This window comes from Dorea sp. BIOML-A1 (genome assembly GCF_009875615.1).
Lineage (GTDB): Bacteria > Bacillota > Clostridia > Lachnospirales > Lachnospiraceae > Dorea_A > Dorea_A amylophila.
Genome location: NZ_WWSA01000022.1, coordinates 19,434 through 39,215 on the forward strand (window position 1 = coordinate 19,434; position 19,782 = coordinate 39,215).

The 19,782-nt window shown below is 41.8% G+C and carries 20 protein-coding genes and 2 pseudogenes; 4 read left to right on the forward strand and 18 right to left on the reverse strand.

The window, feature by feature from the left end; genetic code table 11:
• Positions 1 to 12: 12 nt before the first annotated feature.
• From GT508_RS09550 to GT508_RS09565, 3 genes are all read right to left on the reverse strand, one after another.
• Positions 13 to 1,071, reverse strand: a complete 1,059-nt coding sequence (locus tag GT508_RS09550; protein WP_005333354.1) for a YqaJ viral recombinase family nuclease — start codon at positions 1,069 to 1,071, stop codon at positions 13 to 15.
• Positions 1,065 to 2,204, reverse strand: coding sequence for a hypothetical protein (locus GT508_RS09555; RefSeq protein ID WP_005333353.1), 1,140 nt, complete (start codon positions 2,202 to 2,204; stop codon positions 1,065 to 1,067). The genes GT508_RS09550 and GT508_RS09555 overlap by 7 nt, the downstream gene beginning before the upstream one ends.
• A 398-nt stretch (positions 2,205 to 2,602) precedes the next feature.
• Positions 2,603 to 2,791, reverse strand: coding sequence for a 2-ketoisovalerate ferredoxin oxidoreductase (locus GT508_RS09565; protein WP_425458801.1), 189 nt, complete (start codon positions 2,789 to 2,791; stop codon positions 2,603 to 2,605).
• Positions 2,792 to 2,983: 192 nt separating this feature from the next.
• Here GT508_RS09565 and GT508_RS09570 point away from each other — a divergent pair, with 192 nt between their 5' ends.
• Together GT508_RS09570 and GT508_RS09575 are read left to right on the forward strand one after the other, a co-directional pair.
• Positions 2,984 to 3,301 (forward strand): helix-turn-helix domain-containing protein, encoded by a 318-nt coding sequence (locus GT508_RS09570; RefSeq protein WP_005333350.1) that lies wholly within the window; start codon positions 2,984 to 2,986, stop codon positions 3,299 to 3,301.
• A 400-nt stretch (positions 3,302 to 3,701) separates the two neighbouring features.
• Positions 3,702 to 4,544 (forward strand): annotated as a pseudogene (locus tag GT508_RS09575) (site-specific integrase); the annotation flags it as partial.
• Between the two features lie 370 nt (positions 4,545 to 4,914).
• On the opposite strand, the gene GT508_RS09580 reads toward GT508_RS09575, so the two are convergent.
• The 8 genes from GT508_RS09580 to GT508_RS09610 form a co-directional block, all read right to left on the reverse strand.
• Positions 4,915 to 5,628 carry a helix-turn-helix domain-containing protein gene (locus tag GT508_RS09580; RefSeq protein WP_003864626.1) on the reverse strand — a complete coding sequence of 238 codons (714 nt, stop codon included), beginning with the start codon at positions 5,626 to 5,628 and terminating at the stop codon, positions 4,915 to 4,917.
• Positions 5,629 to 5,634: 6 nt separating this feature from the next.
• Complete coding sequence (locus GT508_RS14450; protein WP_192934807.1) at positions 5,635 to 5,787, reverse strand: hypothetical protein; 153 nt, start codon at positions 5,785 to 5,787, stop codon at positions 5,635 to 5,637.
• Between the two features lie 303 nt (positions 5,788 to 6,090).
• Positions 6,091 to 6,318, reverse strand: coding sequence for a DUF5348 domain-containing protein (locus GT508_RS09585; protein ID WP_064786715.1), 228 nt, complete (start codon positions 6,316 to 6,318; stop codon positions 6,091 to 6,093).
• Between the two features lie 83 nt (positions 6,319 to 6,401).
• Positions 6,402 to 6,635 (reverse strand): complexin-2, encoded by a 234-nt coding sequence (locus GT508_RS09590; protein WP_173018017.1) that lies wholly within the window; start codon positions 6,633 to 6,635, stop codon positions 6,402 to 6,404.
• Between the two features lie 106 nt (positions 6,636 to 6,741).
• Positions 6,742 to 7,884 carry a helicase RepA family protein gene (locus tag GT508_RS09595; RefSeq protein ID WP_129794801.1) on the reverse strand — a complete coding sequence of 381 codons (1,143 nt, stop codon included), beginning with the start codon at positions 7,882 to 7,884 and terminating at the stop codon, positions 6,742 to 6,744.
• Positions 7,874 to 8,209 (reverse strand): plasmid mobilization protein, encoded by a 336-nt coding sequence (locus GT508_RS09600; RefSeq protein ID WP_129794802.1) that lies wholly within the window; start codon positions 8,207 to 8,209, stop codon positions 7,874 to 7,876. Before GT508_RS09600 ends, GT508_RS09595 begins: the two co-directional genes overlap by 11 nt.
• Positions 8,199 to 9,290, reverse strand: a complete 1,092-nt coding sequence (locus GT508_RS09605) for a site-specific integrase (RefSeq protein ID WP_129794803.1) — start codon at positions 9,288 to 9,290, stop codon at positions 8,199 to 8,201. Before GT508_RS09605 ends, GT508_RS09600 begins: the two co-directional genes overlap by 11 nt.
• Positions 9,290 to 9,478: a hypothetical protein gene (locus tag GT508_RS09610; RefSeq protein ID WP_064786371.1), complete on the reverse strand. Its 189-nt coding sequence runs from the start codon at positions 9,476 to 9,478 to the stop codon at positions 9,290 to 9,292. Before GT508_RS09610 ends, GT508_RS09605 begins: the two co-directional genes overlap by 1 nt.
• A 338-nt stretch (positions 9,479 to 9,816) precedes the next feature.
• Here GT508_RS09610 and GT508_RS09615 point away from each other — a divergent pair, with 338 nt between their 5' ends.
• Complete coding sequence (locus GT508_RS09615; protein ID WP_064786372.1) at positions 9,817 to 10,350, forward strand: helix-turn-helix domain-containing protein; 534 nt, start codon at positions 9,817 to 9,819, stop codon at positions 10,348 to 10,350.
• Between the two features lie 225 nt (positions 10,351 to 10,575).
• Here the strand turns inward: GT508_RS09615 and guaA are convergent, their stop codons facing one another.
• The 5 genes from guaA to GT508_RS09640 form a co-directional block, all read right to left on the reverse strand.
• Positions 10,576 to 12,123 (reverse strand): glutamine-hydrolyzing GMP synthase, encoded by a 1,548-nt coding sequence (gene guaA, locus GT508_RS09620; protein ID WP_044919655.1) that lies wholly within the window; start codon positions 12,121 to 12,123, stop codon positions 10,576 to 10,578.
• A gap of 81 nt (positions 12,124 to 12,204) precedes the next feature.
• A complete protein-coding gene (locus GT508_RS09625; protein ID WP_161144119.1) occupies positions 12,205 to 13,566 on the reverse strand; it encodes an MATE family efflux transporter in 1,362 nt (453 codons plus the stop codon).
• 106 nt (positions 13,567 to 13,672) lie between these two features.
• Entirely contained in the window at positions 13,673 to 13,903 is a 231-nt protein-coding gene (locus GT508_RS09630; RefSeq protein WP_161144120.1) for an HPr family phosphocarrier protein, read from the reverse strand.
• Positions 13,904 to 14,028: 125 nt separating this feature from the next.
• Positions 14,029 to 15,573, reverse strand: a complete 1,545-nt coding sequence (locus GT508_RS14935; RefSeq protein ID WP_161144121.1) for a response regulator transcription factor — start codon at positions 15,571 to 15,573, stop codon at positions 14,029 to 14,031.
• Between the two features lie 32 nt (positions 15,574 to 15,605).
• Positions 15,606 to 16,283 carry a TetR/AcrR family transcriptional regulator gene (locus GT508_RS09640; protein ID WP_022415452.1) on the reverse strand — a complete coding sequence of 226 codons (678 nt, stop codon included), beginning with the start codon at positions 16,281 to 16,283 and terminating at the stop codon, positions 15,606 to 15,608.
• Between the two features lie 311 nt (positions 16,284 to 16,594).
• Here GT508_RS09640 and GT508_RS09645 point away from each other — a divergent pair, with 311 nt between their 5' ends.
• The gene (locus GT508_RS09645; RefSeq protein WP_055181723.1) at positions 16,595 to 17,764 is read left to right on the forward strand and encodes a CD0519/CD1768 family membrane protein; all 1,170 of its coding nucleotides are present in this window, start codon (positions 16,595 to 16,597) and stop codon (positions 17,762 to 17,764) included.
• A gap of 215 nt (positions 17,765 to 17,979) precedes the next feature.
• Here the strand turns inward: GT508_RS09645 and GT508_RS09650 are convergent.
• Together GT508_RS09650 and GT508_RS09655 are read right to left on the reverse strand one after the other, a co-directional pair.
• Positions 17,980 to 18,141 (reverse strand): annotated as a pseudogene (locus GT508_RS09650) (sporulation transcriptional regulator SpoIIID); the annotation flags it as partial.
• Positions 18,128 to 19,687, reverse strand: coding sequence for a recombinase family protein (locus tag GT508_RS09655; protein WP_055284194.1), 1,560 nt, complete (start codon positions 19,685 to 19,687; stop codon positions 18,128 to 18,130). The pseudogene GT508_RS09650 and the gene GT508_RS09655, both read right to left, overlap by 14 nt.
• Positions 19,688 to 19,782: the final 95 nt, after the last annotated feature.

Below are 19,782 nucleotides of genomic sequence, written 5' to 3' on the forward strand. Positions count from 1 at the left end.
TTGGTTTTCTCATTACGCCGCCTCCTTCTTAATTCGGAAAGTACGGCTCTCCGTTGTTTTTGTATATTCCTCATAGATATCCGGATGCTGGTTTTTCAGCTTCTCCATCTGGTCTTTCCCAACCGAAGTACGTCTGGTCGGATTATAGGTAATACGGTAACGGTTCGTACCGTCCTCCAGCACTGCCTTGCAGCCCTGCCCCAGCTGTTCCACAAAAGGAACACTGATTGCCCGCTGTTCTGCTTCGATTTCCTTTTTCCGTTTTTCCAACTGTGACTTTTCCTCCGAAAGGGTAAGATACTTCTCAAGATTTTTTGATTCCAGACCGGAAAGCACAATTTCCGGAATAGATTTGTCTGCAAAACCACCATAATTACGGATATTTGCCAGAACCAGATCGGAATTCCCGTTATGCGGCGGTACTACATTTTTCAATACATGTTCCTGCCAGAAATACGTTTCCTGATCAATGATGTCTTCTTCCTCAATCAGATCACGCTCAATGGTGCGATACACAAACTCATTCTCGTTATTTCCATACAGGCATGCGATAAAGGCTTTCTGCATATTCATCACAGACAGATAATGCCTTACCTGCAGCACATAATGAGCTGGAATACCCTCATCAGCCCACTTATCTTTCGCATTATAATTGCAGGTTTTACATTCCAGAATCGCAAATGTCCCATCCGGCATACGAACAAAAAAATCCACATCTGCAAGCATGAACGGATATAATGGATGCCGGAACATGACACGTACCGGAAATACTTCCAGTCCGGTCTTTTTGGAAAAGATTTCTGCCACCAGATCTTCCAGCCGGTGTCCGACTTCCTTGGCAACCCAGTTGCTTTCCTCTTCCTCCTGAATGACCGGCTGCACACCTGTTTTGTTGTAAAACAGATCCCGGATAGTGGCAAATGGAGAGATCCCCATGATTGCCGCTACATCACTGCCGCCGATTCCTTTTTTGCGGTATTCCAACCAGTCTTCTCTTGACAGGTTACTGATATCCACAACCTTTTCCGGTGTATACTCTGCTTTGTTATTCATTCCAATTCCTCCTAACATTTGACTGCTCCATAAACGTCATATTTTTTCCAGTCTTTTATAAGCGCCTTCGTAATATCCTCCTCCAGCTTCAGGATGCCCTGTCCGGACATTCCTTCACAGGCTGCAAAAAAGGAGGCTTCATTCATGGCATAATAAAGATCATGTGCCGTACAGGCACCTTCCCCGTTCTGGGATACAAATAGCTCCACCACCTCATTCCGGATCTTCTGTTTAATGCCAAGTTCCTTCATCAGCAGCTTCAGGCAGTTCACCGGATTACGGATCTCAATGTCCATAAGCTGAGTAAGATTCTTCATCGCATCCACATAGCGGGCGCATACCTGCTCCAGATTTTTCCGGAAGTCCAGAATCGTTGCCCCTTTATCGTGAGCCAGCTTGATTGGACTTCCCAGACTGATAACGCCGTTTGGTCCGTCTGTCAAAAGCATCGGATACAGATTTGCACCGCTCGCTGCCACGTCAGATGTGGTAAAACGAAGTGCCGGTGACAGGATCTTCTCATCCATTCCGTGTGCATCCAGTGCTTTTCGGTAAGTATCCAGAAGTTCCTGACTTCCTCCGAGCTTCCACATGGCAGATACAATGGAATGGTCATAGATACCAGAGCCCTCCATGTAAACACTGCCTTTGAAATTCAGATTCAGATATTCGCAGGTTGTCTCAAACATGGCTTTCATATCAAGGATGCAATAATCATGTTTATCCCCGCCATGTACTGCGGAAACCTTTCCGTCCGCAATCTTAATCAGGGCATCCCCTTTTGCAACCCGCAGGCAGTAATTGACTACCTTCGCATATGTTGCCTTATCCAGCTTGCGAAGCCCGTCTCCATTGACACCTGCGCGGCTTAAAATGGTGCGGATGGCACAGTCACGTACCGGATAGGATTCTCCTCTCATTTTCAGTACAAGCTGCGTATTCTTCTCTGTATCCTCCAAAATTTCTTCCATGGATGCATCTGCCGCATCCAGATTTTGAGCCTCCTTTTCCAGTGGTGCCAGCCGTAACGTATTCGTTGGCTTTCTGATCCATTTGGCATTTCTTCCTCTCTCTGCCAGAAACTCCAGCAGATCTTTTACTTCTGCAAAGGATCTCTCAAATCCATCTGCATACACTCTTGCTTCATTCATGTTCTTATTCCACCTTTCTTAAAATAATATTTATCCATCAACAGCCGAAGCTGGTTGTGGCATGCAACTATGCCGAAACCTAAATGTAAGCACAAAAAAAGAATGAAAAGAGAGTCTTTTCTCTGTTCATTCTTAAAAGTCTGGTTTCTTCCTGAAAAAACAAAAGTGCCACGCAGCCAAAAAAGGCATACCGTGACACTCACTACAAACATAAACTACTTATGCCAGGAATCAGCTCCTGCTGTTTCCTGTAAGTTTGGAGATTCTTATGAATCCCGAAACTCCCCAAAAAGGGTGTGCATAAAATAAACTATATCAGTATACTAGCACAAGATATTCCTCATGTCAATTCAGGCTTATACTATATATGGTGTTTATATTTGTTCAAAATACTACATCTATTTTTCTACTACGAATTCAATCTTCTCTTTCAGATACTCCCGGCAGCCAAACCGAACCGTTCCACACTGCTTTGACTCCTCTTTCGCCTTTTCATTACAGCAGTCCAAGTAGGGACAATCGTTACATTGATTCCGCAGTGCTTCCTTCGCCCATTCAATTTCCTGCTCATTTCCTATAATCCGCACAGACATCCACTTCCTTTGCTATCATCATACCCCAAAATCCATTTTCTATCATCCATAATTTCTTTTTTTGTATCATTTTAGTAAATTACGGTTATATTACGGAATAATCACTATATTTCAAATATATCTCTATTTTATTCCGTAATTTGCTGTAAGTAAATAGTTTAAAATGTGGAAGAGAGGTGTAAATGTATGGATAAAAACTTTATTGGAGAACGCATCAGCGAACTGCGTTTAAAGAAAAATGTATCTGAATATCAGATGAGTCTGGATCTTGGCAAAAATAAAAGCTACATCCAGTCCCTCACTTCCGGACGTTCTCTGCCTACCATGCAGAGCTTTCTGGATATCTGTGACTATCTGGAAGTCACTCCTCAACAGTTCTTCGATTCAGAGCTGCACAATCTTCCTCTGATTGACAAAGCAACTGATCTGATGAAACAACTCGATGACGAGGATATGCTTGCGCTCATTTCCATGCTGAATCGTCTGGCTCTAAAACGCAAATAGATTTCCGTAGCTGCCAAATCAAGGCAGCTTTTATTTTTATCATTTTTTCTCAAAATTTTTCAATCTTAAAGAAAAGTCCCCTATTCCTTAATTGAATGGGTAATATATCCATTCGCCGTACCTTGAAAACAAAAGAAATCTTTCGGGAGATTGATATAGGTGACTGCAGATAGTTTGCATCTTCGCACGCCTGCAGCTTAATAGTTACAAAGTAACACCGTTTTACGTGGCCGGAACGGGCATAGGAACTGGCTTCTGAAAGAATAACATAGACTTTTGGGATTTTAGCTTATAGCGCTTTTATTAGAGAACTTTTACTCAAAATTTGATATAATAATAGACAGGTATCAAGTTGATTCCCTGTCTGTGGAAAGGAGATTCATGATAACTGTAAGCGATAAATGTACAGACCTGGCAGCTCAAGTTGGCAAAACAATTCAGTCCAAACTATGTACGCATTGTTCAGGGAATGTTATGTTTAGCTTTTGACCGGGCGATTATCCTCGGACTTGCAAAGAAGAATCCTGCCCGCATGATCGGCAATATCAAATCTAAAAAAGTAAAGATCGACTTCTGGACTTTGGAGGAGTTTCAGAAGGTAATATCCCTGCTGTACAAAGGTGACTACTACGAGCACTATCTCTTCATCTCGTTCTGGCTTTTATTTATGACTGGAATGCGTATTGGAGAGGCTGCCGCCTTACAGTGGGATGATATTGATTTTGAAACAGGTATGCTGATTATTAGTAAAACACTGTACTATAAAACAATGAATGACTACAAATTCGTTGAACCTAAGACGCAGGCAAGCAACCGTACCATTTATATTGATGCTGATACCATCAAGGAATTACAAGAATGGAAGGCGGTTCAGGCAAAGGTTTTACCAAATTGTGGATTCGTCCTGAGTTATAACAGTACACCCACCAGCAAAACAACACTTCCAAGAGCATTGGAGAAATTGGCAAATTTAGCTGGTGTTCACAGAATCAAAATTCATGCCCTGAGACATTCGCATGCTTCCCTGCTTATCAGCATGGGCGAAAATCCACTGCTGATTAAAGAGCGTCTTGGACATGAAAAAATACAGACGACACTAGGAACTTATGGTCATCTGTATCCAAACACCAATATTGAGATTGCAAAGAAGCTGACCGGGGTTCTCAGCTACCAGTCAGCTTCTCAAAGTATTGCTAATTATACCAGTAATCAGCATACTGCAATGTATCACAAAGAAATATAAAAATGCAATGATAATGCAATTTCAAACACCCAAAGCCGCAAAGCCCCGTGGTTACGGGCTTTGTAGCCCAGCGTCAACTATTCAAACTCGACAATTACTAATCAATTTTGTTTAGAGATTATTGGTTGCCGTGTTCGTTTTTCTTTCAATTATTTGATTTATCCATATTATCCTGCCTATATGGGCTAATGTTATCAGTTTGTTATCGGTGTTGATAACACTCGCTCCGTAACTGTGGATAATAACAATATGTTCCGATTCAGATTATAAACGGTTTTGCTTAGAAAAGCAACAGTATATAATTAAAAACAGTAACCACTTCAGACAAATTAAATACAACTACTATTCCTTATTTATATTCGCCATCTTACTAACGCCGATATACATTTTTATGAATTTCCAATAACTGCTTTAACACATCCTCTATCATCTCATTATTTTCGGTATAAAAAATGTTCTCTTTCTCGTTCAAAGTATTTTCCATGATCTCGATATTGCTATCTTTATCAAAGCAACCTTTTATACTTCTAAAATGATTAAATTCAATAGCAAAATCCTCTCCATCATAAATAGAAATACTAATCTCTATATCTTCAATCATAAAATCGGCATAACTGTTTTTTACATGAAAGTCCTTCTTTAAGAACGGGAGTTTTTGGTTTGGCAGTCGATACCGAACATTGTCTTTTTCTAATTCGTAAAGTTCTCCTTTTACGAATCCTAATTTCTCTGCATTCATTTCAAATGCTTGATTCATATTTCTTTCTGTAATTTTCCAGTTAATAAATACAATTGCAAATATAAGCAAACCAGCCAACAGACACATGCCCACTAATCGAATTGCCTTTTTATATTTATTGTAAAAATCTATTTTCTCAACAAACTCTTTATCCTCGTTTAATAGCTTATCCAAAGAAACATGATAGGTGTTACAGATATCAATCAACATTTGAAGATCTGGCAGACTTCTTCCATTTTCCCAACTGGAAACTGTCTGTCTTGAAACACCAAATTTTGCTCCATATTCTCCTTGAGTCATGTTTGCTTCAGTCCGAGTTTTTTTTATCATCTCTGCAACTGTCATTTCAGCTCACCTTTCCATTGTATAATAATGCGCTGTCTCAAGTATGCCATAGGTCGCATAAAGATGTTCCTGTCTTTTCGGATTGGAAATATAATCAATTCTTCCTGCCACATCAGACAGCTTGTTTTGTCTGATAAATGAATGTCTGCCTATAAGCATTCTCCTTTCCGGCTCTCGCCTGCTTTGCTGTGAGTAGGTGCATAGGCACCTGTTTACGAACTAACTGCCGTTTCCGGCACAAATAGCTCCCGGCAGGGCGAAATACCCTGAGTACAAATCTCTGATTTGTGCGATGGGTGTATTTCGCTCTCAAACGCCGAGGGCTTTATAAGGTGCTACCTTTCTCTACCACGTTTCGGCTTTTGCTTTTCATCTTGGGCGTATCCGCCCTTTTTATTTGCCCGTATCCGGGCTTATTTTTTATCCCTGACAGCAAACCGATTCTTTACTTTTCTATCTGATTTATTTCGGTATTCTTGCCCGTACATACTCCAGATCGCCGCAATAAGGTGTTCCCACCAGATACCATTCCATTGCAGGATTCATCTCCATTCTTGTCCGTACCCACTGGTCATCCACTAAAACTTCCATACACTCTCCGCAGTGAAATCCCGTATCAATCCATAAGTCCATTGACAATAATCCATATCTGCCATTTTCACAGTTATAACCTAATCTTCCTTCTCTCATTGCATGGTTCTCCTTTCCAGATTTCTCCGTGTCTACTGTCCACAGGGGCGTGCCACGCTCCTGTTCTTATCATCAAGGAAGAATTACCATCGAAAACTCTCCGGCACTCCTCGTCTGTCCAGATACTCTTTTCTCGCCCGTTCCCGTTCTTCCTCTGTCGGGGCAGTCTTGAATTTTCCATACAGGTCACGCATGACCATCCTGTCTAATTTCTTCTCTAACCCCTGCTTAATTTCTTTTTCGCAGCTCTCATCTTCAACTAAGTGAAAGCGGAGCAACTGCATAAATAATTCCTGTGATATTTGCACATTTCCCATCTTATCCATCCTTTCCGTGACAGTACGTGACGGTATGTGACAGTCGTGACGGTTATTTTGATACCGCCCCTGCTGTCAAAAATACCGTCACAACCGTCACGTACTGTCACGCATTCTCTGTATTGTCTTTCCAAAATCTTAGTTTCCGTCCCTCATGGACACGCTCACTCCGAAATAGAATCCCATGTTCTGTATACAACCGTCCTGCAAGAACGTTCAGTTTTCTTGTGATAACGTGCGGTTGAATGTCCATATTTATCAAAGCGACAAGTGCTGTTGGCGAACCTTCCCAATAAGGATTGTCCTTCATAACAAGCTCTGCAATCTCATCCAGTAACGGCTCTGGCGGTTCTTTCCACAATTCCGTTTCTGCCTTTTGCAAATCCCACAACAAGGTTTCTGTATTGCGGATCAGATACAACTTCTGGTCTTGCTGATCTCTGCCTGATACTTCCAGTGTTGCGGCATTACCTGTCCGCTTTTCTTTCTGAAGAAGAAACGCCCCGTCTGCCGCCCCAAGCAATCCGCTTGTCCCGGAAATCATGTCAAACTTGTCATCCGCATTCTGCTTTCTTGTATGGTGTACGAGCAACAGACAAAGCCCATGAGCATCTGCAAAACTTTTCAGTCTTGCCATGATCTGATAGTCATTTGCGTAACTGTAATTATCGCCGCCAACCTCACGCACTTTCTGAAGCGTATCAATGATAATCAGCTTCGTGTCCCTATGCTCTGCCACAAATCTTGCAAACTGTTCATCCAGTCCATTTCCAAGCTGACTGGCAGAAACAGAGAAGTAAAGATTATCGGTGCTTTCTGTTCCAAACATCCGGTACAGACGCTCCTGCAAACGGCGGTAATCATCCTCAAGTGCCAGATACAGCACCGTTCCTTTTCGGGTGGGATAATTCCAAAGCGGTGTGCCTGTGCTGACATGGTAGGCAAGCTGTGCCATCAGAAAGCTCTTTCCCAGTTTGGGCGAACCTGCAAAGATATAAGTGCCGGGGTAGAGCAGACCGTCAATCAACGGCTGCTTACTCCGATACTGTGTGTCAAACAGTTCATTCATGGAAATAGTCTGGAGATAGGACGGGTCTGATTGCAACTGCATTTCCCTTTGCAATTCCTCAAAACTCTTGATATTTCCACCATTCTCGGATATACTACTTATAGTGTTTTTAGAAATCGGCTGCTCCGTATCTGCGCCAACAGATACATCCGGGGCAGTCTTTTCTTTTTTATTTTCCATCCGTATCCTCTCCTTTCAGACCGCCCAGAATAACAGCGATCAGTTCAATGACATTCAGCAGTTCTTCATCCACACCGTTTCCTGCTTCAATCCGCTTTAATTCTGTGAGGACAGTGGCAAGTTCCGTTTTAAGTGCCTTGAATACTCTCGGATTGCCCTGTACCACTACATCCTGATTCAGACAACGGCGGTAACAGTATTCCTGCTTTGGCAGTCCCGATAAGGCGACTGCCTTGTTGATGAGTTCATTTTCTTCGGGCGATACCCGAAACCCTACTGTAATGTTTCTCCAACGATTTTTGTTATCTCTGTTCTTAGCTGACATTTTCAATCTCTCCTTTCCCTAAATCGTCTAATCTATCTGCCATTTCCGTCTGTTTTGACGGGAACAGATGAGCGTACTGGTAAGTGATGTCAATGCTTTCATGCCCTACACGGTCTGCAATCGCCACCGCCGAAAATCCCATATCAATCAACAGACTGATGTGGCTGTGCCGTAAATCATGGATACGGATTCGCTTTACTCCTGCGGCTTTCGAACCTCTGTCCATCTCATGATGAAGATAGCTTTTTGTGACCGTAAAGATTCGGTCTTTCTTCTTCAATCCGTAAAGCATCTGCAAATACTCCTGCATTTCTTCACAGAGGAACTTCGGCATTTTGATGATGCGGTTACTTTTCTTTGTTTTCGGTGTGGTAATCACATCTTCTCCGTGTAATCGCTGATAGGACTTGTTGATTCTGACCGTTTCTTTCTCAAAATCGAAGTCAGCGGCAGTCAATGCCAGCAATTCTCCTTCACGGATACCGCACCAGTAGAGCATTTCAAAAGCGTAAAAGGAAACAGGCTTGTCCATCATCTCGAATGAGAATTTCTTATATTCTTCTTTTGTCCAGAACAGCATTTCCTTGTGTTCCTCACTTCCCATATTTCCCGCTTTAGCGGCTGGATTGGAACGCAGCTCATAATACCGCACCGCATGATTGAAGATAGCGGACAACTGATTATGGAGTGTTTTCAGATAGGTCTGTGAGTATGGCTTTTTCTTCTCGTCCCGATAGGCAAGCATCTCATTCTGCCATGCAATGACCTCTTTTGTGGAAATCTCGCTGATTTTCAGCTTGCCGAAATACGGTAAAATCTTCGTGCGGATGATATGTTCCTTTGTCAGCCATGTGTTCTCCTTCAGACGGCTTTTCATATCCCGGATATACAGTTCGGTAAAGGCTTCAAAACTCATATCCATATCAGAGGAGTTCTGCAACTGGAACATTCGCTCCCATTCCTGTGCTTCTTTCTTGGTAGCAAAGCCACGCTTGCATTTCTGCTTACGCTCGCCTTTCCAGTTGACATATCTCGCCATCACATACCAAGTTCCATTGCTCTCGTTTTTGAATACCGGCATTATTCATCCCCCTTTCCTGCTCCGTAGAGTCTTTCATAAAAATACTGGCGGTTTACCCGTCCTGAAATGGTAATAAAGCCTTTTGCTTTCAGTTCCTCATTCAACTGACGGATTAACTTGTAAGCATACGGCTTTGATACGCTTAGTTCCTGTGCCACTTCTTCGGCACAAATAAATCTGTTTTTCATATAATAATCAGTCCTTTCTTTTGTTTTTTATCGCCGTTCTATCCGAATGCAGTTCCAGCAGGTATTCCCTGTTCGGCACTGTGCTGTCTCGATATATCGTAATATGTCAGGCGCTCGCTTGCTATCTGGCAAGGTCTTTGCGGTTTATACTGTTCGGACGGTCATTTTTGTTTTTATTAAACTTATTTGCTTAATTTGAGCTTATTATACTAAGCATATTTGCTTGTGTCAAGTGGCTTTTTGGAAAATATTAAACTTTTTTGTTTTGTATTATCTTGACTTCTCCTAAACATATCTGCTATACTCATTGTAAAATATATACAAGGAGTGGACACGTTATGGCGATTGGAGAGAGAATACATTTTTTCCGCATTCTGCGTGGGATGACACAAAAATATCTTGGTACGATTGTCGGCTTTCCTGAGCGAAGTGCCGATGTACGTTTAGCACAATACGAAACAGGAACAAGAAAACCGAAGGCGGAACTTACTGCTGCACTGGCACAGGCTCTGGATGTTTCCCCTCATGCCCTCGATGTGCCTGATATTGACAGCTATATCGGACTGATGCACACTTTATTTACCCTTGAAGATTTGTACGGTCTGACTGTCAGTGAATCAGACGGAGAAATCTGTCTGAAAGTCGATACTTCCAAAGGTAAAGACGCTCACGAACTTCTGAAAATGCTGTATGCCTGGAAAGAGCAGGCTGACAAGCTATCTTCTGAAGAAATCAGTAAAGACAAATACGATGAGTGGCGTTACCACTACCCGGAGTTTGATACTACGCAAACATGGGCGAAAGTTCCGTCACAGGAACTTAGCGATGCTCTGGTCGAAATGTTCCAAGACAAACTCAAACCAGATAAATAAATACGACAAAAAAGCCCTTAGCTATGAGTTCTTACCCACAGCTAAGGGCTTTCTAAATAATATGGACTTATTTGTTGCACAACCACCTGTCAATCATTCTCTAACCCTAAAACCACTGGATTACAAGAATAATGGCGCTCATGCAACTGTTATCAATTTGTTATCAAAAGACTTTTAAAAATGCTGCAAACCCGCATAAACGCTGGGTTTACTAAGCATTTTTGCTTATTCAAACTCAATCGTTCCAGGCGGTTTAGAAGTCAGATCGTAAAATACTCTGTTAACTCCCTTAACCTCATTAATAATTCTGCTCATCACCTTATTCAGTACATCATAAGGAATTTCAGCAGCCTCAGCTGTCATGAAATCTACAGTTGTTACTGCTCTTAAAGCAACAGCATAATCGTATGTTCTCTCATCCCCCATAACTCCGACACTTCTCATATTTGTCAGTGCTGCGAAATACTGGTTAATATTCTTGTCAAGTCCTGCGTTTGCAATCTCTTCTCTGTAAATGGCATCTGCATCCTGAACGATCTTAACTTTTTCTTCTGTTACTTCACCGATGATACGGATTCCAAGTCCAGGTCCAGGGAATGGCTGACGGAATACCAGTCTCTCCGGAATTCCAAGCTCCAATCCTGCCTTACGTACTTCGTCTTTGAACAGATCACGAAGAGGCTCAATGATATCTTTAAAATCTACATGCTCCGGAAGTCCACCTACATTGTGGTGAGATTTAATCACTCCGGATTCTCCACCGAGTCCGCTTTCTACAACGTCCGGATAAATGGTCCCCTGTGCGAGGAAGTCTACAGCACCAATCTTCTTGGCTTCTTCTTCGAAGATACGAATGAATTCTTCACCGATGATCTTACGTTTTGCTTCCGGTTCTGTTACTCCGGCTAGTTTATCGTAATATCTCTGCTGCGCATTTACACGGATAAAGTTCAGGTCGAACTGTCCATTTGGTCCGAATACACCTTCTACTTCATCACCTTCATCTTTACGGAGAAGACCATGATCGACAAATACACATGTCAACTGCTTTCCGATAGCTCTGGATAACAATCCTGCTGCCACTGAAGAATCTACTCCGCCTGACAGTGCAAGAAGTACTCTTCCGTCGCCGACTTTTTCGCGGATCTCCCGGATTGTATTCTCTACGAATGCATCCATCTTCCAGTCGCCTGCACATCCGCAGACACCTAATACGAAGTTCGATAACATCTTAGTTCCTTCTGCTGTGTGAAGTACTTCCGGATGATACTGGATTGCATATAATCCAGCTTCTGTATTCTCAGCTGCTGCGACCGGGCAGTCTGCTGTGTGTGCTGTGATCTCGAATCCAGGTGCAACCTGTGAGATATAGTCAAAATGGCTCATCCAGCAGATGGTCTTCTCAGATACACCTTCGAAAATCTTGGAATCTTTCTTATCTACCAGCACTTCTGTCTTACCATACTCACGTACCGGAGCGGATTCTACCTTTCCTCCAAGTACATGCATCATAAGCTGTGCACCGTAACATAATCCAAGAACCGGGATACCAAGTTCGAACAATTCTTTTTTATATGTCGGGGAATCTGCTTCATAACAGCTGTTTGGTCCGCCTGTCAGGATGATTCCCTTAGGATTCATAGCTTTGATCTTCTCAATATCTGTCTTATATGAGTAGATCTCGCAATATACATTGCATTCTCTGACACGTCTTGCTACCAGCTGATTGTACTGTCCACCAAAGTCAATGACAATTACTAATTCTTTTTTCACAAGAACTTCCTCCTATTTGTTTTCTATATGGCTAATCTCTATTATAAAATAGAAGACCTGTTTTTACAAGAGACTTCTATCTTATACGATCGCCTTTTTCTTCCAGCTTCCTTTGAAATAACGGATCACAAAGCAGAGCGCACGGAATACCCAGTCAATGACCATCGCAACCCAGACACCAAATACACCCATGCCCAGATATTTCCCAAGCACGTAACTGAATCCGATCCGGAATATCCACATGGATATACTTGAAATATACATACACGCTTTCGCATCTCCCGCCGCACGGAATGTCGCAGGCAAACTGAACGCAATCGGCCAGATGAAGATCGCACCGATTCCGTGGAAATGTATGATATCTGCCGTCGTTCTTGCTGTAAGATCCGACAGATTATATGCCTTTAATATAACCGGCAATAATGAAAATATGAATAATACCATCGCAGTCATACTGACATAAGTAATGAGCATTAATTTCTTATTATAATACTTCGCCTGTTCATAATCGCCCGCACCCACACATCTGGAAATAACCGGTGTGATTGCCAGCGTAATTGCCATTCCCGGAAGGATCTGGAACAATCCGATTGCATTTGACACCGCATTTGCCGCAATCGCATAGGTTCCGAATGTCGATACCAGGCTGAGCACGATAATCTTTCCAAGCTGAAACATGCTATTCTCCAGGCCATTCGGCACACCGATACTTAGAATCTTCTTAACCATTTCCCAGTTAATTCGGTAACGCCAGGTCTGTTCTATGTGAAGCGTCCGTTTCTCATCACACAATAGCACAATTATAATAATCGCCGCCGTCATCCTTGACACCAGTGTCGGAATCGCAACCCCTTCCGTTCCACGGTGAAAACCATAGATCAAGATCGCATTTCCTCCTATATTAATAACGTTCATGATGATCGATATTTGCATTGTTACCTTCGAATTGCCCATTGTACGGAAGATCGCCGCTCCTCCGTTATACAGTGCCATGAATGGAATCGATGCCGCCACGATCAACAAATAAACGTCTGCATGATGCATTACATCCTGATCAATCTTGCCGAATACCGTATGCAGGATAAATGATTTCCCTAAATATACAAGTACCGTAATACCGATTGCACATATAGTAATAAACCATACCATCTGAGTTGCCGATTTACAGGCCTCCTCTTTTCTATCCTGTCCCAGAAACTGTCCTGCGACTACTGCACCTCCGGTCGCCAGTGCGGCAAATGCATTAATCAAAAGTACCATTATCTGATCCACCAACGATACTCCCGACACCGCCGCCTCGCCGACGCTTGCGATCATAATGGAATCTGCCATTCCTACCAGGACCGCCAGGAACTGCTCAACCACCAGTGGCAGGATCAGCACCAGCAGAGCTTTATTGTCAAAGAAATATGCCTGCTGTTTCTCTTTTTTACTCTTTCCCATTTTCCTCTCCTGTAATGTTTATATGCCGAAAAAATTCCCCAACGTATATTCTTATTATACGCTGAGGATTCTTCTCATACAATATCCAGTTACTGCAGAAGTAAACTTATGCAGCTACAAATTTATCCAGTTCTTTCCAAAGATTTTCGCATTCTTCTTCATATACTTTCAGTTCTATTTTCTGGTCAAATCCAAGATTCATAAGACCTAACAGGGACTTTGCATCTACAATATATCTGCCCCGTTTCATATCCATATCAAAAGGATATTTTTCAACAATCTTTACAAAATCTATTACATCATCTGGATTCGAAAAAATAACACTTTTCGTACTCATTATTGGTCCCTCCTTTTTTCTTATTGGAAATATCTTAACATTCTCCCGTATTTCTACAAGGGGGAAATATTAAAAAAAGGATGACTTTTTTTGACTGAATTTGTGTTTTTTTAACGTTTTTTAATCTAACTGTTCTTTTTTCGGTATTCGAGAGGCAGCATTCCAGTCTCTTCTTTGAATACACGGCTCATATATTTAGGGTCTGTATAACCCACCATTTCAGCAATCTTCGTCAGTTTCCAGTTTGTAACCGTCAAAAGTTTTTTTACGTGTTCAAGCCTGTACCCTCGGATCGTCTCGGTAAATGTCCGTCCTGTTTCTTTTCGGAACTGAGTACTTAAGTACTCCTCTGTCACATGCAGTTTTTCTGCAATTTCTTCCAACGTTATTCCCTGATCATAATACTCCCGGATATTCTCCAGTGCCTTTTGCACCAGAAGACTTATATTATTGTGGCATTCTTCTTTGCTTGTCAGATATTCGAAGAATTCATCTGCTTTTTCTTCTACGTCCGTCCATCCATTGGCTCTCGATATTCCCTGAAGAAAGGCCTGTCCTTTTCTCTGCGCTTGTAGTGCCCCTGCTTCTGCCGCCATCTGGATCAGGACCAATGCGATATGTGTACATCCTTCCTTTGCCTCCTGTGGTGTACATGGAAGTTCCCTGCAATATGCCTGATACCTGGAAAATATCTCTTTAAAACGCTTCAAATCCTTATTCATCAGTGCTTCTTTGGCTTCTATTTCAAGGTGCAGCGGATACTTATATGAATGCAGCTTAATTTCCTGTATCTTTTCCTTACAGATTAATGTTCCCTTCTTCAGAATCAGATTCCATTCTGCCGCATGATCTAGTTCTCTGACCGCTTCATGCATATTTTCAAATCCATCACTGACCGCCCAGGTACATATCACCCTTCCACGTGCAGTATTACAGATCATCGGAACAATTGTCTGTTCCAGATACCGATACGTCTCCTGTTCATTTCCCATATGATAAAAAAGAACCACAAAACTCTGACGTCCACGCATCTCTATTGCATACGCACAGAAATCCTGTTTCTGATTAAAAATCTCCAGTTCTTTCAGAATCTGCTTCACCTGTTCTTTATATTTCTCATAATTTGAGCCCATGCCGATTCCCAGAACGCCAATCCTTTCGTCCGGTGCGATTCCATAACCTTCTTTTATGAGTTCTTTTATCTGCAGGTCATCTTTCAGCTTTCCTGCCATCGCATTCGGGAAAATGTAATCCAGCTTCAGTATGTGTTTCCACTTCTTCTCGCTTTCCAGCTCTCTTCTCAATCTTCTTAGTACATTGCGGACTTCATAAGTTTTCAATGGTTTGACTAGAAAGTCAACGGCACCAAGCTCCATTGCACGTTTTGCATACAGAAATTCTGGACAGGAACTTGTAATCACAATTTTGCAGGATATCTTTCTTTTCTGCAGGGCTTCGATCATCTCGAATCCATCCATCTCCGGCATCCGGATGTCTGTAAATATCACGTCCGGACCAGCTTTTTCCCGGACCAGCTTTTCCACCAGCGCAAGTCCTCTGGCTCCATTGGCTGCACTTCCTATGATCTCTATATCTGATTCTTCCTGCTCCAGACATTGTAACAGTTCATCTCTATACAATTCATTGTCTTCTACGACAACTATTCTCACGGGGAATACCTCCTTCCAGATTATATCTTACTCTATCCCAGATGATACGCATCCAGTGTCTTCGCCAGATATCTGACTGTCTTATCCACCGCCTCGTCTACCGTCGGCTTGTCCCTGTCACTTCGCATGATTGCAAGCATTCCCCGATAGATCAGCACACTCATTTCATTCAGTTCTTTGATCTCCTGCTCAGATATCTCATAATTTCTTTCTCTGATCACATCTCTTAGCAGATCTTCGTTGCGTTTGAAGAAATCTCCTTCTTTCAAAAATCCTTCGTAATCTTCTGTCTTTTCTTCCTTTTCATTTGGATAAATCTCATAATATCTCCGGAAAACCTCATTCAGGTTCTGTGTCCCTTCCGGACTGAAGAATAAGAAGTTATAGATTCTCGGTCTCTGGAACGAATGTCTGCAAAAGCAGCGCCACTGTCCCAGATACCACTCCTGAAAATCCTTTCCCTCGGCCTTGTGTATCAACGTTTCCTGCATATATTCATCCAAACATTTTACACTTGCAAATAATTCCAGTTCATCCAGATTAGAGAAATAATGATACAGCGTTGCACTGTTGTATTTTGCCTGTTCTGCAACCTTCCTGATCGTCAGATTCTCAATTCCTTCTTTTTCCATTAATTCAATTGTCGCATTGATGAAATACGACATAATCCTTTTTCTCTTTTCCTGTCTGTTTCCTCCAACTGTTGCCACAGTCTGCTGTCCTCCTTCATTCTCTTCCTTAATTTTAACTTTTTGCAATTTTTAACAACATTTCATACATCCGATTTATTTATCTCTTCTATTAATATATCCATTTTTATATTAGCATTTCAATAAAATTTTTTCAATTCATAATAATTATGTATAATTTATTTTTATTATCTACTATCATTTTATCTTATATGCACAATTTGTAAACAACGATTGACTTCCATTTAATTATATAGTATCTTATTACTATGCGTTTTATATAAGCTGGGAAACTTGGATAAAATACGTGTATAAAATATTGGAGGTTTTTTATGGGAAACAAAAGAACAAAAAAATCCATCAGTCTTGAAGGATTCGTCTTTCTGGCAATCTTTTTAGGAATTTTCGGTGGTATGGGTATGAAAATGGGCGGTGTCAATATGCTGAACACATTGATGAACACCGGCTACCAGCTGCTTCTTGAGACAGTCTTCTATATTATGGCAATCGCGGTTCTTGCCGGAGCCATTTCAGGACTGTTCTCAGAATTCGGTGTCATTTCGATGGTGAATAAATTACTGTCACCGCTGATGAAGCCACTTTATAATCTGCCGGGTGCCGCAGCACTCGGTGTAATCACTACTTATCTGTCCGACAATCCGGCAATCCTGGGACTTGCTGAAGATAAGAATTTCCGTAAATATTTCAAGAAATTCCAGCTTCCGGCTTTAACGAACCTTGGAACATCTTTCGGAATGGGACTGATTGTAAGTACATTCATGATCGGTCTGAAGTTAAAAGGTGGACACGCCGGAACTGCTGTACTGGTCGGTAACTTTTCCGCTATAATCGGCAGTATCATCAGTGTCCGCATCATGCTTCATTTCACCAAGAAAGAATATGGAACCGAAGAATACTGCATACAGTTCGAAGAACATGAAGACATGGATGCCATCATGAATACCCGCGAGATCCGTGACGGAGGCATCGGCGGACGTGCCATCGAGGCACTTCTTGAGGGTGGTAAAAACGGTGTGGATGTCGGCCTTGCCATCATCCCGGGCGTTATCACCATCTGTACACTGGTCATGATGCTGACCAACGGCGCATCTGCAGACGGAACTTACACCGGTGCCGCTTATGAAGGAATCGCTTTCCTTCCATGGCTTGGAAAGAAGCTTGAATTCATCTTATCACCGCTTTTTGGATTCACAGATGCATCCGGAATCTCCGTTCCGATCACGGCACTCGGTGCTGCCGGTGCCGCAATCGGACTGGTACCGCACATGGCAGAAGCCGGAACCGTCCTCGCCAATGACGTAGCCGTATTCACTGCAATGTGCATGTGCTGGAGCGGATACCTCAGCACACATGTGGCTATGATGTCTTCACTTAAAGTGAACAAGCTAACCGGAAAAGCAATTTTAAGCCACACGATCGGTGGACTCTGCGCCGGGGTCGCCGCCAACTGGATCTTTAAACTGGTGATGTTGTTCTTATGATTATGAAGGCTGTGTTTTTACAATTCGAGACATCATAATTCTTGGAAATAATTAGTTGTATAAAAACTCCGCAAGGATATTCGAATGAATCGTCTATATATGATGCTTCTCCAGAATATCTGTGCGGAGTTTTTTGTTCTGTTGTTATCTTTTATCCCATGAAATCGACTCGTTGCTGTCCGAAATTATAAGAGCTTTTTGTTCTGTTACTCTCTTTATCCTGCGTGCCGATGCTGATGAAGATATTTCTCCCGGGTGGCAAGTCCGCCGCGGATGTGGCGTTCCTGTTTGTTCACGTCAAGAACTTTGCGGACGCTCTGCGCCAGGGTCGGGTTGATCTGCTCCAGGCGGTCGGTGCAGTCTTTATGTTTGGTCGTCACAATTTAGAACGGTTTCATTTTCTTCAATTAATACAGACTCATCTAACCCAAGATCTCCAAGCAAGCGTAAATAAATATCTACATTTCCATCCTTATCTACTTCTATCTTCTGAATCAATCGCTTTAACTGCTGATTGGTCATCTGGTGTACATCAGTAATGTCTTCAATTTCTTTAAATGTATTATTTAAAATATTCTCTAACTGTTCCCCTTTGGTTAAATGATAAGATACCATCTTGAGTTCATTTTCTATTCGTTCCATTTCCTGGCGAGAACCACCAATCTTCTCATTCAACTCTTCACGAGAAATCAAATCATCCGTATACATATCCATATATTTTTGTCTGGTCTTTTGCAATTTAGCAAGTTCTGCATTTAATTCTTTTTCGTACTCTACATTTTCATCTTTAGCTTTATATACACGCTGAAACTCATTTACCACATGAGCAATCACTTTTTTCTTTTGTTTCAATACATTTGTAAAATATTCCTGCAGAACTTCAATGAGTTCTTCCTCATCCACAACCGTTTTATTGGGGCAGCTATCTACGCCCCGGCCATTTCGCCCCGAGCATACCCACCGTACATACGTGTTCTTATAAGTACGAACCGTTCTACGGAAGGACCAGCCACATTCTTTACATTTGATCAATGTCGAAAACAGATGCTTATTACTCTGCCGTTCGTGACTAAGATTAAATGCATCATGTCTGCCTCTTAAAATCTCCTGTGCTTTTTCAAATGTCTCATCTTCTATGATTCGAAGTTCCGGCCGCTCCACTACCATCCATTCTGTCTCGTCCTTATCTCTTCTCTGACCTGTTAGGAAATCACTGACTTCTTGCTTGCCATTGATAATTTTTCCAGTATATATTTCATTTGTCAAAATACGGCAAGTTGCATTCTGACTCCATTTGCAATTTCGTTTTGTCTTATAACCTTTTTCATTTAGCATATTGGCAATCTTAGCAGCACCGTAACCTTCTTCTGTGTACCACTTGTAAATCTGCTGTACAACTTTAGATTCTTCTTTATTGATTGCAAGATTAAAATAATCTCCGATTGTTTTGTCGTATCCATATACAATATTCGGAACTCGTCCTTTTTCTGCGTTCATCTTCTTTCCAAATTTTACACGCTTGGAAGTATTGGCACTTTCTTCCTGTGCTAGAGCTCCAAAGATGGTAAGTACAAATTCGCTGTTTCCCATGCTGGTCATATTTGCGGTTAAGAACTGCGTTTCGATTCCCAATGATTTTAGCTTACGGACATTTTGTAAAAGATCTACAGTATTTCTTGCAAAACGAGAGATGTCTTTTACAACAACCATATCAAATAATCCCTGCTCTGCATCAGCCATCATGCGAAGAAATTCTTTACGATTTTTAATTTTAGTTCCGGAAATGCCTTCATCTGCATATACTCTTACTAAAGTGTCCCCTGTGCGTTTTGTGTATTCTGAGAAAAATTCCTTTTGGGCTTCCAGACTGTTGAGCTGATCGGCTTTGTCGGTGGAGACTCGACAATAGGCTGCAATGTTCATAGTATCACCTCTCTGTTATAGCTGTATCGTTCTGTTACATCTTTTATTATATATCCAAAAAAGAATTTGTAAACAAAAAAAGGAAGTAGATCACC

Excerpts from the sequence above, each read along its gene's own strand:
- GT508_RS09580 (WP_003864626.1), bottom strand. The coding sequence starts at position 5,628 with ATGACAGTTGCAGAGATGATAAAAAAAACTCGGACTGAAGCAAACATG.
- GT508_RS09585 (WP_064786715.1), bottom strand. The coding sequence starts at position 6,318 with ATGAGAGAAGGAAGATTAGGTTATAACTGTGAAAATGGCAGATATGGA.
- GT508_RS09655 (WP_055284194.1), bottom strand. The coding sequence starts at position 19,687 with ATGAACATTGCAGCCTATTGTCGAGTCTCCACCGACAAAGCCGATCAG.
- GT508_RS14450 (WP_192934807.1), bottom strand. The coding sequence starts at position 5,787 with ATGCTTATAGGCAGACATTCATTTATCAGACAAAACAAGCTGTCTGAT.
- GT508_RS09595 (WP_129794801.1), bottom strand. The coding sequence starts at position 7,884 with ATGGAAAATAAAAAAGAAAAGACTGCCCCGGATGTATCTGTTGGCGCA.
- GT508_RS09555 (WP_005333353.1), bottom strand. The coding sequence starts at position 2,204 with ATGAATGAAGCAAGAGTGTATGCAGATGGATTTGAGAGATCCTTTGCA.
- GT508_RS09590 (WP_173018017.1), bottom strand. The coding sequence starts at position 6,635 with ATGGGAAATGTGCAAATATCACAGGAATTATTTATGCAGTTGCTCCGC.
- GT508_RS09625 (WP_161144119.1), bottom strand. The coding sequence starts at position 13,566 with ATGGGAAAGAGTAAAAAAGAGAAACAGCAGGCATATTTCTTTGACAAT.
- GT508_RS09630 (WP_161144120.1), bottom strand. The coding sequence starts at position 13,903 with ATGAGTACGAAAAGTGTTATTTTTTCGAATCCAGATGATGTAATAGAT.
- GT508_RS09610 (WP_064786371.1), bottom strand. The coding sequence starts at position 9,478 with ATGAAAAACAGATTTATTTGTGCCGAAGAAGTGGCACAGGAACTAAGC.
- GT508_RS09605 (WP_129794803.1), bottom strand. The coding sequence starts at position 9,290 with ATGCCGGTATTCAAAAACGAGAGCAATGGAACTTGGTATGTGATGGCG.
- GT508_RS09600 (WP_129794802.1), bottom strand. The coding sequence starts at position 8,209 with ATGTCAGCTAAGAACAGAGATAACAAAAATCGTTGGAGAAACATTACA.
- GT508_RS09615 (WP_064786372.1), top strand. The coding sequence starts at position 9,817 with ATGGCGATTGGAGAGAGAATACATTTTTTCCGCATTCTGCGTGGGATG.
- GT508_RS09645 (WP_055181723.1), top strand. The coding sequence starts at position 16,595 with ATGGGAAACAAAAGAACAAAAAAATCCATCAGTCTTGAAGGATTCGTC.
- GT508_RS09570 (WP_005333350.1), top strand. The coding sequence starts at position 2,984 with ATGGATAAAAACTTTATTGGAGAACGCATCAGCGAACTGCGTTTAAAG.
- GT508_RS09550 (WP_005333354.1), bottom strand. The coding sequence starts at position 1,071 with ATGTTAGGAGGAATTGGAATGAATAACAAAGCAGAGTATACACCGGAA.